This window comes from Flavobacterium bizetiae (assembly GCF_024271895.1).
GTDB classification, from domain to species: Bacteria; Bacteroidota; Bacteroidia; order Flavobacteriales; family Flavobacteriaceae; genus Flavobacterium; species Flavobacterium bizetiae.
In genome coordinates this window covers 4815697-4833230 of record NZ_CP091861.1, presented here as the reverse complement: position 1 = coordinate 4833230, position 17534 = coordinate 4815697, and the positions used below count along the sequence as shown (strand labels likewise).

The window sequence follows — 17534 nt, the reverse complement described above, 5'->3', positions numbered from 1 at the left end:
GAGTTAATTAAAGTTAAAAGGAACAGGAGGTTCTAACAATGATGGGTTAGTATCAATAGCAGATTGTGGCAAAGGCAGTTCAAAATAATGGCTTCCCGGAGTTATTTTGATCGAAACCAATTCTGTTCTGGCATCATCGGAATAAAAACCAACTTCCTGTTGCGAAATAATAGCTGTTGCTTCTGCAAGACCGCGACGTTTTAAATCAAAGAAATACTGTCCTTCAAGAGCAAACTCAATTCTTCTTTCGTTAAACAATTCGTCTCTTGTTAATACGGTTTTAACGGGTAATCCAGCTCTTAATCTTACTTCATTAAAAGAATTTAAAGCAGCAGGGGAGGTTGTAGAATTGGCTCCGGCCATAATGGCTTCGGCATTCATTAATAAAATATCAGAGTATCTTAGTATAATAGTGTTTTGAGAGGTTCTCATAAAAAACACATCGTTTCTTTCTGCTGCAGATCCTACAATGTATTTTCTGAAATTAGCGGCTGTAGAAGAGTATATTTTCTTGTATCTGAAACCACCTTGGTTTTTTAATAATTCAGGGTAAAAATCGCCATCGGTCATGATAGTACTCTTTTTTCTGATGTCTTTAGGTTCAAAGCCGTCTTGAAGTGAAATAGAAGGCAGATAAACTCCCCATCCGTCACCACCGCCTGTAATTCCGGTACTTCCGGGAACAATATAAGCCTGATTAGTGTTTTGTGTTCCCCATTCTGTAGCAATAGCTTTCCATTGCAGGGCAAACATACTTTCTGCGCTGTTGTTATTCTCCGGACTGCTAAATAAGTTTCCGTATTCCTGAATTAGGGTATATTGGTTACCGATAATTTTTTGGGTTAAAGTGGCACATTCTGCATATTCATTTAAAGTTAAATGCACTTTTGCAAGAATACCCATAGCAACATATTTAGTAACATATCCTTTTTTTACTGATCTTTCAGGTAAGTTTTCGACCGCAAATTCTAAATCTTGTTTGATAAATTTATAAACGTCTGAAACAAGATTTCTTTTTGGCTGTGCTGCAGAACCCGCTTTGCTTATAATAGGCACTGCACCAAAACTTCTTACCAAATAAAAATAGGCGTTGGCTCTCATGAATCTTGATATAGCAATAGCATTTTTATACGATGCTTCCGGCAATTCGCTTTTTCTTGCTTCGACTAAACTCATTAAATTATTCGACTGATCGATAACCGAAAATAACGAAACGTATCCTTCTGTCAGGATTGGGTTTTGTGAGGTTACCTGAGCATCTTTAAATTGGGAGTAAGCACCATCAAACGTAAAAGCGTTTCCGGCGTACATATCTCCTACGGCAATTAAAAATTTATCATTAAAAGTAAACCATGGTTTAAAATACAAACTCTCCGCGATTCCGTCAAAAGCGGTAACTCCTTCAGGTAAATCGGCTGGTGTTAATTGATTTTCAGATGGCGCATCCAAAAAATCATCCGAACAGGAAAATAAAGACAGCAATGGTATCAGCATTCCCATCATAAAAAGTTTAAAAAGTTTTTTCATAACTATTTTTTTATGTTAACGATTAAGTTAAATGTGTTTTTATAAATTTTAGAATTCCAGATTCAATCCTATAGAAGTTGTTCTTGGTACAGGATAACGACCTAAATCAATACCGCTTAAAGTGATGTTTTGATCTAAGTTTCCTAATGCCGGATCAAATCCTGAATATTTAGTAAAAGTGTATAGGTTTTGAACATTCACGTACAATCTAACTTTAGATATAAAGGAGTTTTCGAAGATTGTACTAGGTAAATCGTAGCTTAAAGAAACGTTTTGAATTCTTAAATAAGAACCATCTTCAACAAATCTATTCGAGATTCTTCCGTTACCATTAGGATCATTAAGCGTGATTCTTGGTACGGTTGTATTTTCATTTACTCCAGCTTCAAAAGCTTTTGATACCTCAGTCCTAACATTTCCAAATCGGTCTCCAAATCCAGGATAAATTCCGTCTGTATAATGACGGGTAAAGTTGTAAATCTGGTTACCCTGACTTCCTGTTAACACTACAGATAAACTGAAGTTTTTGTATTTAAAGTTGTTGGTAAAAGCATAAGTGAAATCAGGAATGGCGTCTCCTATAGCTGTCTGATCTTTAGCATCAATTTTTCCATCGCCGTTAAGATCTTTAAAACGAATATCTCCAATTCCTGTTCCTACTTCCTGCTTAGGTCCTGCTGCTAACTCAGCTGCATTTTTAAACAATCCATCAGTTACATATCCGTAAAATTGTCCTACCGGTTGTCCTTCTGTAGTTCTGGTAACGTTGTACAAATCAAATTGTACTTTTCCTAATAATGATTTTCCTTCGCCTTGAAAACGAGTAAGTTCATTATTATACTTTGAAAAAATAATGGTACTGTCCCATGAAAAATTTTCGGTTACAATATTTCTTGTATTCAACGTAAGTTCGATTCCTTTCGTTACGATTTCACCCGTATTCAAATAGTAATTAAGTGCACTTTGGTTCGATTCGTCATTGATTTGTTTGGTTAAGAAATCAGATGAGTTTTTAATATAATAATCAAAATCTAATTTAACTCTGTTGTTAAGCATCGCTATTTCAAAACCAGTGTTGAATGATTTTAGCGATTCCCATTTGATATCCGGATTTCCTAAGTTATCGATGGTTGGCGATACGCCTCCAAAAGGAGAAGAAAGCAACGACAGAATAGTTTGGTATCTGTTGGCAGGAATATTTTGGTTTCCTACAAGACCGTAACCAGCTCTAAATTTCAGGTAATTGATATTTTTTGTTAAAGGCTCAAAGAATTTTTCGTTACTAACCGTCCAACCTCCTGAAAACGATGGGAAATAACCCCATTTGTTATTAGGACCAAAGTTTGACGAAGCATCTGCTCTTAAAGAAGCGCTGAAAGAATAACGATCAGAAAAGCTGTAATTTAATCTCGTAATGTAAGATGCCATAGACCATCTGCCAGAACCGTTTCCGTTTACTGCAGTATCGATATCACCAATATTTAAGTTGGTGAAATTTTTATTTAAAAATTCCCCCGTTCTGTAACCGCTTAAATACTCATATCTGCTTTCTTGTGCTTCCTGACCCAATAAAAGAGTAAAGTTGTGTTTCTCGTTGATTGTTTTGTTATACGTCAGGTAATTTTTGATGTTCCAGTAATAACTTTGATCTTGTTGTTTGAATGATTTGTTTAAAAGTTCAGATACGTTTCCTAAAGTGTATTTGGGTACAAAAGTGCTGCTTTTAGCAAAGTTTAAATCATATCCTAATTCTGATCTGAAAACCAATCCTTTGATGATCGTAAAATCAGCAAATAAATTACCGTTAATTTTAAATCTTTCTGTAGTTGAGTTATTGTATTCAGCCAAAGCAATTGGGTTTGTAGCTTCGTTTGCCGAAGATCCTAAACCGCTTGTTGGTCCTGCATAAGAACCATCAGGAGTTCTAACCGGTAATTCCGGAGATTGTCTTAAAGCATTCATTACCAAACCACCTCTGTCGTCGTTTCTTACTACTTGTTGCGATGATTTGCTTACAGATAGGTTGTTACCAATTTTTAGCCATGATTTTACGTTAGAATCTACATTTAAACGCATCGATAATCTGTCGAAGTTAGAGTTCGAAACAATTCCTTCCTGATCAAAATAATTTAAAGAGGTATAATAACGCGTTCCGTCTTTTTCGCCAGAGAATGACAATTGATGATTGTACAATGTAGCAGTTCTAAAAAGTTCGTCCTGCCAGTTGGTTCCGTTGCCTAATAAATCAGGTCTTTGATATTGAAAAGGAACTGGCTCGCCATTTAATTTGAAAATTTTTGCCTGATATTTAGCATATTCAGGTAAGTTTAAAACATCTACAGTATTGCTTACTTGCTGAGTCGCCATGTAGGTTTCATAAGTAAATTTCGATTTTCCTTTTTTTCCTTTTTTGGTAGTAATTAAAACAACTCCATTTGCACCATTCGCACCATAAATTGCCGTTGCCGATGCATCTTTTAAGATATCAATAGTTTCGATATCTGAAATGTTGATACCAGACAAAGCCGAATTTTTAGTTTGACCGTTTCCACCGCCTAATGCGCTGAATGAAAATGAATCATTGTTTTTGTCTGCAAAAACCGGTGTTCCGTCAATAACATATAATGGTTCGTTACCGTTGATAGAAGTAATTCCTCGAATTTGTACAGAGATTCCTCCTCCTGGCGTCCCTGAATTTTGAGTAACGTTTACACCAGCAGCTTTACCTACAAGCGCCTGATCGATAGAAACAAAAGGTTTGTCCTGAATTTCTGAAGCCTTAATAGAAGAAACTGCACCATTTATATCTTTTCTTTTTGAAGTTCCGTATCCTATTACAACTACTTCGTTTAATTTTTCAAGATCATTAACCATAACCACCTGCATTACAGATTTGGTATCGGCAGGTACTATTAAATTTTTGTATCCTACATAAGTAAAAAGCAAATTAGCTTTGGCCTCTACATTGTTTAAAACAAAACTACCATCAAAATCGGTAATTGTTGTGTTTTTTGTTCCTTGTACTATTACGCTAACACCCGGCAGGCTGGCTCCTCCTGATGTTACTTTACCTTTAACAGTTTGTGCAAAGAAAAAATTTCCCCACATGCATACTATTAAACACAATAGTTTTTTTAACGTTCTTTTCTGCATAAAATTTGGTTTAGAGTTTAAGTTAAATAATTAGTTGGCAAACATTTATTTTGAAGGTCTTTTGCAAGCGCATCATTCGGAAAAATGACGCAAGAACTTTTTCTTAAATATTTCTTAACGAAAGTAGAATGTAGAGGTGTCCTATTGTAGAATAGATGAAGCATATTGTGCAACAGATGATGCAAAAGGAACATCTGATACCCCGAAATAGCTAAAAAAGAGACTAAAACGGAGAAAAGAGTTGCTGAGGTATTGCTAAAATTTTTGGTTAAAAAATATTGTTTGTTTAAAAAAAGTGATAATATTTTTGATAAATGGATTTTTATTGGGACTTAAAAATTACTTTTTTTGAAAAAATTGCCTGACAAAAAAAGAGCTCCGACTTTAAAATCGAAGCTCTTTGTAATTGAATTTTATAATAAAGTGATTGCTTTATTCTTTTGCTCTTTTTTCGTGCGTAGGCAAATGTCCATATTTAATTTTATAACATTTTGCAAAATAGGAGGGAGATGTAAAACCTACTTTATAACTAATTTCATTAATATTATTATTTCCTTTTTCGATCAATTGTTTTGCTTTTTCTAATCGTACATTTCGAATAAACTCATTGACAGAAACTCCGGTTAATGTTTTTATTTTTCGGTACAACTGACTTCTGCTCAGGAAAATTTTAGAAGATAAAAGTTCTACGGTTAATTCAGGTTCGCTAATGTTTTCATTGATAAAATGCAGGATTTTCTGAATGAAATCATTGTCCAGCGAAGTTGTTTTTTCTTTACCGTCTTTTGTAATACCGCTATAGAATTTCTTAAACATGATTTGGCGGCTGGTAATAAGCTGTGCCAGACTTGATTTTAAAATATCCAGTTCAAATGGTTTACTCAGGTAAATATCGGCACCGGAATCAATACCTTCTAATCGGTCTTTTACCATGGCTTTCGCCGAAAGCATTAATAACGGAATATGACTTGTTTTTAAATCAGCTTTTATGTTTTTACACAGTTGAAGCCCGTCCATAACCGGCATAATAACATCGGTAATGATTAAATCCGGTAATTTTTGCACAGCAAGTTCGTAGCCTTTTTTACCATTTTCAGCTACAATAACTTTATAGGATTTGCTGAGTTCTTCTTTTAAATAATTTCTTAATTCAGGATTATCTTCAACGATTAAAACGGTGTATGGTTTTACCTTTTCTACTACAGTTTCTTCATCGTATTGATTTTCAATTTCATCTTCAGTTGGCTGAATAGGAGCAGCCTCAATTGCTGCCTGATTTTTGTTTTTTTCTATTTTAAAAACTTCATCAACGATTTCGCTTTTCTTATAAAAAGATTTGCCTAACGGAAATGTCACGGTAAATTTAGTTCCCTGACCAACTTCGCTTTCAACATTAATTTTTCCTTTGTGCAGTTCTGTAAATTCTTTTACAACCTCGAGGCCAATTCCGGTGCTGCCGTAATAATCTTTATTAACATTATTGACTTGGTAAAAGCGATCAAAAATTCGGTTTAAATCTTTTTTGCGAATTCCAGAACCTGTATCTGTAGTGGTTATCGAGAACGAAGGAACTTTATTTCCGTTAATGATTAATCCATTTTCTGCATCAGATTGATCTATCGAAACGGTAATAGCGCCATTATCCGGCGTGAATTTAAAGGCATTCGAAATAATATTAAAAAGTATTTTTTCCAGCATTTTTGGATCTAACCAGTCTTCAAGCTCTTCAACCGATGATTCAAAATTAATCGTAATATTTCTCGCGGCAGCTTCTTCATTAAAATAGCTGATAATACTTTGTGTAAAAGCGACAACTTCAATTTTTTTGGCCTGAAGGAAAATTTTATTGAACTCTAATTTATTAAAATCCATAAGCTCGTTTATTAACCTCGAAAGTCTGTCGGAACTTTTGTGTACGATTTTCAATTTATTATGCACTTCCGGAGACAGATTTCTGCTTTTTAAAATATCTTCCAGCGGATTGATAATCAGCGTTAATGGCGTTCTGAATTCATGCGAAATATTGGTAAAAAACTGTAATTTCTTATTGTTTAATTTCTCTAACTGAATGGTTTTTTCTTTCTCTAAAATGATGGCTTGTCCTGCTTTAAATCTATTTTGGTACATTTTATTAAAATAGATAAGCAGGAAAACTAAAATAGAAGAATAGGCCAGATAAGCCCAAATGGTTTTCCACCACGGAGGAAGTATTTCAATTTTTAATTCTAACTGAACATCACTCCAGGAACCATCAGCATTGGCAGATTTTACTTTAAAAACATAATTGCCGGGCGCGAGATTGGTATAAGTCGCGGTTCTGTTGTTTCCTACGTAATTCCAATCTTTTTCGAAACCTTCAAGATAATAAGCGTATTGGTTTTTCTTCGAATAATTATAGTTAATACCCACATATTCAATCGTAAAAACCGATTGGGTATAGTTCAGACTAATTTCTTTTGTTTCAGAAATTACTTTGGTTAAAGGCGAAGCATCTTCATTGGGTTTTACAGATCGATTGAACAATTTAAAATCACTAAAATACAATCTTGGTGCTTTCTCTGCTTTTTTGATCTCGTTTGGATTAAAATAATTTACGCCTTCGTAACTCCCAAAATACAATTCTCCGTTTCCATCTTTAAAGACAGCATTATTATTAAAATCGTTATCAACGAGACCATCATCTTTATTAAAATTGGTGCTTTTTTTATTTTTAAAATCGAGTTTTGTCAATCCCGACCCGCCGCTTATCCATAAAGAACCATTGTTGTCTGAAATGATCGCACGAACCGATTTTTCTTTAAAACCCGGAAAGTCATTATAGTTGACAAAGCTTTTATTTTTTTTGTTGTAATTAAATAATCCTTCGCCATCTGTACCTATCCATATGGTTTTATCATTAGATTCATAAATCGATAAAATAGTCTGAATACTATTGTATTTGGTTTTATCGTTGAACATCGCGTCGCGCATTTTTGTTACTTTAAAACCGGAATTGTCTTTTAAACTTACCTGATACAATCCTAAGATTGTACCAACCCATAAAACATCATCTGAGTCAACAAAAACTTTACGAATAAAGGCATTGTCCAACGCATGATCTTTAAAAGGTTTAGCGTCGCAATGGATAAATGTGTTGGTTTTATTATCAAAATAATGCAATCCTTTTATAAAAGTACCAATCCAGATTCGGCCATTCGAATCTTCCGAAAAAGTAAAAATTCGGTTTGATTTTAATCCGGTTGTATTGGCTGTATTGTAGTTTACAAATCGGGTTGTTCCGTTTTTTAAAAAGTAAATACCGCGATCCCAGCTTCCTATCCAGATATTTTGTTTGCTGTCTATAAATATAGTTTGAATATCGACCGCATCTAAACCCGAATAATAATTCTGATTGTTTTTATTTACGTGTATATAGCTTTTGTTTACAAGATTATAAATATCGAGTCCGCCGCCTTCATTACTAATTAATAAATTACCCTTATTGTCTTTTATAACCGATGTTACATAACTGGTTTGTAAAGAATTATCGTTGTTTACGAGTGATTCAAGCGAGTTGAATTTGTTATTGGGTTTATCAAAAACGCCAAGTCCTTTATTAAAATACCCTAGCCAGAGACGCTTTTCTTTGTCTTCGTACAATGACCAAACCGAATTCGATTTTAAGCTGAAATTATTGTACTTACTATGCAGGTATTTTTGCAATACCTGTCCTTTGTAATTTACAACCAGTAATCCGTCATTTTCGGTACCGCAAACTATATAATCCAGACTGGTTACAATCGATAGGATTTTGTTTTTGGTAATGAAAAAATTTTCAAATTGATAGTTATCGGTTTCCGGTTTAATTTTGATAAGGCCATTTTCAGTCGTGCCCAGCCATAAATAACCAAATTTATCTATTACAAGATTTTCGATATCATCGAGCAAAGGTTCTCTGTTGAATTTGTCTTTGTAAACCTGTTTTACTTTTCCGTTCAGATCAATTTCCAATAGGCCATAACTGGTGCCTAGATAAATAATTCCCTGTTTATTTTTTACCGAAGATTTTATTAGAAAGTTGGGTTTTTCTAATACTTTGGCCTGAACTAATGACGCTTTTAAGGTTTTTATATTTAATTTGAATAATCCGAAACCGTATGCCCCTAAAATTAAATTGCCGTTATTATCCTGAATAATGGTTTTTATTGTAATGGGTTCATCGTATCCTTTTCTAATAACATCTTCGATATTGATTTTAGTAAAGTTATCTAAATCTCTATTGTACAGGCACAAACCCTCATCGGTACCAATCCATAAGTTGTTATTAGAATCTATAAAAGTGGCGTATATAAAATTGCTGTTTAATGAACCTGGTTTTTTATCGTATTTGTAGCCATAATAATTTACACCATCATATCGATACAAACCTGCGCCGTTTGTACCAATCCACATAAAGCCATTGTTGTCCTGAATAATAGACGAAATCGCTCTTTTTGTAGTTGTTTCCTGTATGCTTCTAAACTGATAAGTATCAAACTTGCCCTGAGAAAACAGGCAGTTGATCATTATAAAATAGCATACAAAAAAGTATTTAATATTTTTCATTTAGATTTTAACATTATGTTGATCAACTTTATATGAAAGTGAAATTTTAGAAACCGATTCTTTTTTAAGCATATAGAAAACAATATTAATAAAACGAATATAGAATAATTTACTTTTTTATCTAAATATACCATATTGCCAAAAACCTGAGTTCGATTAAAAACCTCGAAAGGGATAATCGTACTCAGGCTGTAAAGTTGTAAAAAAAATAGACTATTCGGGATAGTTTTTTTGATTTAGAATCCTTTAGCTTTTATTTTAGTTCAAACTTGCTTGTAAGTCCATCGTTAGAATTCCAGCCTACCATAATATTAAATACGCCCGGTTCTACCAAAAATTTGCCGTTGTTGTCATAAAAACCAAGTGATTCATCCGTTAATGTAAACTGAATTGTTTTTGTTTCTCCTTTTTTTAATGCTGTAAGTTCAAAACCTTTTAATTCTTTAACAGGTCGTACTATACTGGCCACAGGATCATTTATGTACAATTGAACAACTTCTTTTCCGTCGAAATTTCCTGTGTTTGTAACGTCAACACTTACTTGAATTTTTTCTCCTTTTGCAAAAGCAGTTTTATTTAATTTAAGATTTTTATATTCGAAAGAAGTATAACTTAATCCGTAACCAAAAGGATATTGAGGCGTTTTTTCTACGTCCATATAATGCGACCAAAATACATTTTTGTCACTATCAATTGGTCTTCCCGTACTGTATTTGTTGTAATAGATAGGTACTTGTCCAACGTTTCTTGGGAAAGAGATTGGTAATTTACCACTCGGATTGTAATCTCCGTATAAAACCTGTGCAACCGCATTTCCGGTTTGGGTTCCTAATTGCCACGCTTCAACAATTGCAGGAACATTTTGAGCAGCCCACGGAATAGTCAACGGACGACCATTGTTTAAAATCAAAACCACATTAGGGTTTACTTTATAAATTTCTTCTAATAATTCCTGTTGAATTCCAGGTAAATTCAGATCAGTTCTGCTTCTGGCTTCTCCGCTCTGAAAACCGTATTCACCCAAAACCATTACTACAACATCGGCATTTTTAGCGGCTGTTTTTGCAGCTTCAAAACCACTTTTGTCTGTTGTATTAAAAACTGTTTCTGTTAAGAAAGTAGCTTTCTGCGAAAGCAAATCGGCACCTTTTTCAAAAGTAAGCTGATTGCCTTTGTATTGCTGCATTCCTTCTAAAACTGAAATGGCAGTATTGTCCTCGGCTGCGATTCTCCAGCTTCCAAGCGGACTGTTTTTATCATTTGCCAAAGCGCCTATCAAAGCAATTTTTTGTCCGGATTTCTTTAGCGGAAGCAAACCTTTATCATTCTTCAACAATACAATTGATTTCTTCGCCATATCCAGAACACCGTCATTATTGGCTTTGCTTCCCACCACTTCTTTTTCGCGCTTTTCATCACAATATCTGTAAGGATCATCAAATAAGCCCAATTCAAATTTTACACGCAAAATTCTGCGCACGGCATCATTAATCAAAGCTTCTTTTACTTTTCCTTCTTTTACCAGCGCAACTAATTTTGCCACATACAGATACGATTCCATATCCATATCAGAACCTGCAATGACTGCTTTTGCTGTTGCATCGGCTTCATCTTTGGCATAACCGTGTGCAATCATTTCACGAATCGAAGCATAATCTGAAACTACAAATCCGTCAAACTTCCATTTTCCTTTTAAAATATCTCTTTGTAAAAAGGTATTTCCTGTTGCTGGAACACCATTTAATGTATTAAACGAATTCATAAACGTACGAACTCCGGCTTGTACCGTGGCTTCAAAAGGAGGGAAAACTGAATTGTATAATTTAGAATTACTGATATCTACCATATTATATTCTAATCCTGCTTCAACAAAACCGTATGCAGCAAAGTGTTTTGCGCAAGCTGCAATCGTATTTACTTTAGCCAGATCGGCAATAGTTTCTCCCTGAAAACCTTTTATTCTTGCATAACCTATTTTGCTTCCCAAATAAGGATCTTCTCCGGCGCCTTCCATAACGCGGCCCCAACGTGCATCATTTGTAATATCAACATTGGGCGCAAAAGTCCAGTTAATACCAGATGCCGAAGCTTCATCAGCCGCAATTGCCGCCGATTTTTTAATCGCTTCTAAATCCCAACTTGCGGCTTCTGCCAACGGAATCGGGCTTAACGTTTTATAACCATGAATTACGTCAAAACCTATAATTAGCGGAATCCCCAAACGTGTTTCTTCTACAGCAATTTTTTGTACTGCGCGAACTTCTTTTACACCTCGCACGGTAAGCATTGATCCCACAAGTCCTTTTCGTAAATGTTCGTATTTTAATTCAGCACTTCCGCCTTTTGGAGCTGGTCCGGTCACATCCCAAAAACCATTGTATTGATTCATTTGTCCTACCTTTTCTTCTAATGTCATTTCTTTCATCAAAAGTGAAATTCGATCTTCGATTGGTTTTTTAGTATCCATATGTTTTTTTGTTTGAGCATGTCCGTTTGCCAGAACAATCAGCATTAAAAAGGCATATTTTTTAATTTGTTTTTTCATCATGTGATTTTAGGTTTTATAGTAGAGGTTGTTGAAACAGATATAAGGATATTATCTTTTTTTGCATGACTTATTTTTTGATAATATAATTTTTTGTATTTAATAGTGTAGAATCAGTAAAAAATTAAGAGTGTAAATGTAGTTTTACTGTAATTATTAGAATAGTAAATTTGAAGCATTATATAATACAAATGATGTATTTGCCACATTTGAGCGAATGGGGCAGGGGTTCTTTTGTACGGATACGCGGGATATTTGAGACCTGACTATTTTATTTTGGTTTTTCGTCTTAAAAGGAAGATGCGATACATCTTGTGTTGCAGGGTATTTTATAAGGAAATTGCAGTTTTCAATGTTTTATTTTCTATAGTTCGTTGTACGTTAAATCATTATGTCGATTTTTTCGTGGGATTAACATTTTAGTTTAACTTAAAAATCGTTACTTTTATAGTAAATATCATTCATTATGAAAGTTATTCAACATTTCTATTCTGCTGAAACCAAATGGATTGATGTACTTGTAAATACATTAGGCGGAACCATAGAAGGTAATTTTCTTATAGCAGATAATGAAATATACTGCGGTAGGCATTACATTTTAGAAATGGAGGATAAAATTTGGGGAATAGTTATCGATATATCCTACAGAGATAATTTGTTGCTTGAATATATTAATAAGAAGAATAATTTTATAGGCTTGTATTTTTATCTTACAGATAAAGATGTAAATTTTATATTAGATAATGAATCTACGATATTAGGAAAAACAGATTGTAATTTGATTGTTATTGATGGTGCTCTGGATACCCGATATGCGGTTACTCAGGGAACTGAAGTTTATGTGATCTGCATTTTTATTGATAAGGAGCTTTTGCAGGAATTTGTCGAAAAAATACCCAGACTAAAATTAGCTTCTAAAGATATTTTCGATGAAGAAAAGAATACTATTATTAGTATGGGAAGAATGGGAATTGAAAGTATCAATTTAATACGTGATTTTAAAAAGATTCCGTACGATAATGCATTGTTTGAATTGTATTTTCGAGCTCTTTCGTATAATTTAATAGGGCATTTTCTAGAAAGGTTGCTGACACAAAAAATTATTATTAGTAAAGTAATAGAAGATGATGTAAAAAGTATTCTGGCTTCTAAAGTGTATTTATTAGAAAATGTAGATGAGGTATTTCCCGGAGTTGAGTTTTTATCCCATCAGGCTTTTATGTCTGCTTCTAAATATAAAAAATTGTTCACAAAAATTACCGGATTAAGTCCCGGAGCTTTTTTTTACAGCAATAAATTACAGCGCGCAAAAGAACTACTGGAAACGGGCGGACTTACGGTAAGTGAAGTTGCGGATAAACTTAATTACACGAACATTTCTTATTTGGCCAAACGGTTTAATAATAAGTACGGAATTTTTCCAAAAGAGTATCAAAGTTTTTTATAAAACATTTTTATGAATAAATTTCCTGACGAATTTAGACACATATATACTTTAAGCCCAGAATGGCTTCAAAAATTTGTTGACGAAATTGGCTTTAGGCTGGTTGGCGAAAAAATATATTTTCCTGATGAACTTGCGTCGGGAACGGGCTATTTTACAGAGATTTCTCCTGATGTTTCTGTTCTTGTCATCGATTCTGTTGTTAATACATCTGTTCGATTTACACGACTTCCTTCTGATGAAGATTTTTGGATTATCTATTACGATTTAAGCGACAGCTTTAGTAAGCATATTATCAACAATGTTAATCATAAAATAGGTTATAAATCAAAGCTGAATTTTGCCATTGTTGATGATAATATTAGTAGTACGTATGTGTCTACAGTAGGAGAAAGGGCTTTCACAATAAGATTGTTTCTTCGTAAATCGTATCTCAAAATGTTTTTTAATAACAACGAATTCGAAACGGATTTTAAAGATGTTTTTGATGATAAAAAGAAAAAAATGTTTTTTTATGGCCGCATAGACAGCAGGAGTAAAATCATCCTTCATAATTTAAAACAAGAGCATATTGATAGTGCAAATTATGGACTTTTATTAAAAGCCGCCGCATATAATTTGCTTGGCTATTTAATAGAGAGATTAAATACCAGCATGCCTACCAGTAGTAACCATCTTGAAAAAGACATTGAGGCGGTGTTGTTAAGTCAGGAACACTTATTATCTAATCTTTTAATTCCATTTCCCGGAATAGAGTTTCTCGCCAATATTGCTAATATGTCTGCTACAAAGTACAGAAATTTGTATAATGTTATTTTTGGCACAAGTCCGTCATTATTTTTTAAAAATGAAAAATTGCTGCTGGCCAAAGAATTATTAGAAAGTGGTGATTTTAAATTAATTAGTGATGTGGCTTTTGAGTTGGGTTATCACAAAACGGCCTATTTTTCTACTATTTACAAAGAGTATTTTGGTGTTTTGCCTCATACGGTTCTAAAATCATCCCATCAGGAAATCTAAAATTAAAACTCCCTAATTTCTCTGTACGACTGATTTTTTTTTAGAAATTGAAAGTCACAGCGAATGTATTCTTTTTAAGACAAATAACTTTTTGTGTTGTTTTTATGATTCTGTTTGGTACTTCATAAACAGGAGGCTATCTTATTTTTGCACAGTACTATAGGTGAAACGTTACGTGATTTCGTTTTACTAAGTGCTCGATTTTGATATAACAGTTTTGTATATAAAAAAAATCAGAATTATAATACCACAAAAAATATTGAACGATTTTGTACTACACGATTGCTGATAATTAAAAATAAATTAAAATGGTATTTATGATAAACTGGTTATAAAAAGTTTAATTTCAATTGCGAGCTGTTTGCTCAAATGAAAAGCTTTAAAACTTACTGTTATTAAAAAAGAAGTTGACTATTTAAATGATTTTAAATTGACCTTTTTATGAAAACAGTTATAGAACATAATTACAATACTTCGCGTAGTTGGTTAGAGTTATTTGCGCAGACAATGGGAGGTTCAGTAGAAGGAAACTTTGTTAAAGGCGATAATGACATTTACGAAGGCACGCAATGCGTTTTACCTGTCGAGGATGGTATTACGGCTATCTTATCTGATAAGACCTATAAACAGGATATTTTAGTAAAATACCGTAACGAGAACAGCAACTTTATGGGGTTGTATTTTTATCTGACAGATCAGGACATCGATTTTGTTTTGAATGGAAATACAACAGTAGTTGGAGAATTAAATTACAATCTGTCTATTGTGGATAGTGATGTAGATATGGATTATGGTTTTCAAAAGGGAACCAGAATATTTGCTATTTGCATTTTGTTTGATAAAGATATTCTTTCGAAAAAACTGCATCAGATTGATAAAAAACTTTCGCTAAATAATATATTTCTTAATGCTGAAAAAAATGCTGTCATTCGTTTAGACAGGATCGATCCTGAAAGTTTGTTTTTAATAAGCGACTTTAGAAAAATAGCATACGATAACGCACTTTATGAGATATTTTTTAAAGGACTTGTGTATCAGTTAACAAGCAATTATCTGCAACATGTAACAGCGCATAAAGATATATCCGACAGAAAAAAATCAACAGATTTAAAAAATATCCTTAAATCTAAAAAGCTTCTGAAAAATATAGTAGAAGAACCTTTTCCAGGTATTAATTATTTGGCCGAACAGGTTTGTATGTCACCATCAAAATTTAAAAAACTATTCACTGAAATTTCAGGTTTAAACCCCGGAACCTACTTTTATAAAATAAAATTAAACAGGGCAAAAGAAATGTTAGAAACGGGCAAGTACAATGTAAATGAAGTGGCCCGTCAACTAAACTATTCTACGGTTTCTTATTTAGGAAAGCGATTCAATGAAAGGTACGGGATTTGTCCAAAAAAATATCAAAGCCTTTTTTAGAAGTATGGATTTATCAATACCGGAATTTAAACATTCAGCATCTTTATCGCCAAAATGGCTTGAAGATTCGCTGAATAAATTGGGATGTAAATTCAACAATAAAATCGTCAGCTTTCCTGAAAATACGGCTAGGGGATCTTGTTATTTTTTAGAAATTTCCCCGGATATATCTGCATTTGTTGTCGATTTAACGCTCAAAAAACCAATGCGATTTACCAGAATGCCATCCGAAGAAGATTTTTGGGTGGTTTACTATGATATTAGCGACGGTTTTAACAAGCATTTTGTAGACAATGTAAAACATAAAATAGGATATACATCTAAGCTGGGATTTGCCATTGTAGACAGTCGTACCAAAAGTACTTACGTATCTTCTGTGGGCGAGAGAGCATTTTCGTTGCGATTGTATATTCGTAAATCCTATATTATGGGTTATTTTAAAAACTCGATTGTAGAAAAGGATTTCAAAAATATATTTGACGACGAAAAACGAAAAATGTTTTATTACGGGCATATCGACAGCAGAAGCAATGTGCAATTGTTTCAGCTAAAAAGTCAAAACATGCACGATTCTAATTATGAATTTCTGCTAAAAGGAATCACGTATAAAATATTTGGTTATTTATTAGAAAGATTAAATGCAGATATGCCTGAGGCGGGAGCTTTTTTAGAAAAAGATTTACTTGCTATTATGAATAGTCAGGAATATCTGTTGTCAGATGTATTAAAACCTTTTCCGGGTGTAAAAGCCTTGTCTAAAATTGCAAATATGTCTATTTCTAAATTTCAAAATTTATATCTAAATGTATTTGGAATGAGCCCGGCATCTTTTTTTAAAAATGAAAAATTGAGATTAGCAAAAGAACTGTTAGAAAGCGGTAAATATTCGTTGATTAGCGATGTTGCGTATGAGTTGAATTATTTTAAAACGTCTTATTTTTCATTACAATATAAAAAGTATCATGGGCATTTGCCAAAAGAGGTATTTAAAAGTAAAACAAACTGATTTTTTAAAAAACAATTTAGAAAACATGAAAGATATTAAGCATTTTTACTCATTAAGTCCAAAGTGGTTTCAAAAACTGGCAGAAGAAATTGGTTCAGATGCGAAGGACAATAAAATCATTACTATTCCGGAAAATCTGGGTGTGGGAAATATTTACTTTGTCGAAGTTACTCCTGGTATATCAGCCATTTATAAAGATTATACGCTTTCTAAAAATACAAGAATTGCAAAGATTAAAACAGAGGAAGAATTTTTCATCTTTAATTATAATCTTTTAAAAGAGGAAGATTTAGGTCATAAAAAAGATTTTTCTGTTTATAGTAATCATCTGGAAAAAGTAACTGAAACTTTAGTCAACGAAAGAAATTTTGGTTTTACCTTATTGGTAGATAAAAAAGTAATGCGACAATTGATTAAAGAAATGCCGGATGCTCAGCATCTCAATAAAAAACTAAGTGACGATAAAATTTATAACGATTACATCGATATTAAAAGTTTAATGCTGATTTTTTCTTTGGAGAAAAAAGTAATAAACGATTCTTTATTTGATTATTACATCAGTGGTATTTCATATAAAGTATTAGCTAATTTTCTAGATCAGCGAAAAAATTAATATAGAAATAAAGAAAGCAGTACAATCATTTTTGGTATTTAATTTTTGGAAATTTTCCCGATTGCATCTATTGTAATCGGGTTTTTTATTTACGGATGATTGAAGTTTTAAGTATTGATTATTAAGTGGTTAAAAAACTTTGTAATCCTGGTTTCTTTTTGCCTTTTCATGATGATTTTATGAATTACTGTGGTAGTATGACCATCTTCTGAAGCTA

At 33.1% G+C, this 17534-nt stretch carries 9 protein-coding genes; 5 read left to right on the top strand and 4 right to left on the bottom strand.

Annotation, left to right across the window (positions count from 1 at the left end; translation table 11 throughout):
- Window positions 1-3: 3 nt before the first annotated feature.
- From L0669_RS19930 to bglX, 4 genes are all read right to left on the bottom strand, one after another.
- Window positions 4-1527, bottom strand: coding sequence for a RagB/SusD family nutrient uptake outer membrane protein (locus L0669_RS19930; protein ID WP_263759634.1), 1524 nt, complete (start codon window positions 1525-1527; stop codon window positions 4-6).
- Window positions 1528-1575: 48 nt separating this feature from the next.
- A complete protein-coding gene (locus L0669_RS19925; protein ID WP_263759633.1) occupies window positions 1576-4680 on the bottom strand; it encodes a SusC/RagA family TonB-linked outer membrane protein in 3105 nt (1034 codons plus the stop codon).
- Between the two features lie 432 nt (window positions 4681-5112).
- Window positions 5113-9264, bottom strand: coding sequence for a two-component regulator propeller domain-containing protein (locus L0669_RS19920; protein WP_263759632.1), 4152 nt, complete (start codon window positions 9262-9264; stop codon window positions 5113-5115).
- A 253-nt stretch (window positions 9265-9517) separates the two neighbouring features.
- Window positions 9518-11809 (bottom strand): beta-glucosidase BglX, encoded by a 2292-nt coding sequence (gene bglX / locus L0669_RS19915; protein WP_263763969.1) that lies wholly within the window; start codon window positions 11807-11809, stop codon window positions 9518-9520.
- A 466-nt stretch (window positions 11810-12275) separates the two neighbouring features.
- Between bglX and L0669_RS19910 the strand changes: the two genes are divergently transcribed.
- The 5 genes from L0669_RS19910 (at window position 12276) to L0669_RS19890 (ending at window position 17317) form a co-directional block, all read left to right on the top strand.
- Window positions 12276-13256 carry a helix-turn-helix transcriptional regulator gene (locus tag L0669_RS19910; protein ID WP_263759630.1) on the top strand — a complete coding sequence of 327 codons (981 nt, stop codon included), beginning with the start codon at window positions 12276-12278 and terminating at the stop codon, window positions 13254-13256.
- A 9-nt stretch (window positions 13257-13265) separates the two neighbouring features.
- Window positions 13266-14273 carry a helix-turn-helix domain-containing protein gene (locus tag L0669_RS19905; protein WP_263759628.1) on the top strand — a complete coding sequence of 336 codons (1008 nt, stop codon included), beginning with the start codon at window positions 13266-13268 and terminating at the stop codon, window positions 14271-14273.
- Between the two features lie 441 nt (window positions 14274-14714).
- Window positions 14715-15698 (top strand): helix-turn-helix transcriptional regulator, encoded by a 984-nt coding sequence (locus L0669_RS19900; protein ID WP_263759627.1) that lies wholly within the window; start codon window positions 14715-14717, stop codon window positions 15696-15698.
- Between the two features lie 4 nt (window positions 15699-15702).
- On the top strand, window positions 15703-16704 hold the full coding sequence (locus L0669_RS19895; RefSeq protein WP_263759625.1) for a helix-turn-helix domain-containing protein: 1002 nt from the start codon (window positions 15703-15705) through the stop codon (window positions 16702-16704).
- 25 nt (window positions 16705-16729) lie between these two features.
- Window positions 16730-17317 (top strand): hypothetical protein, encoded by a 588-nt coding sequence (locus L0669_RS19890; RefSeq protein WP_263759624.1) that lies wholly within the window; start codon window positions 16730-16732, stop codon window positions 17315-17317.
- The last annotated feature ends 217 nt before the right edge of the window (window positions 17318-17534 follow it).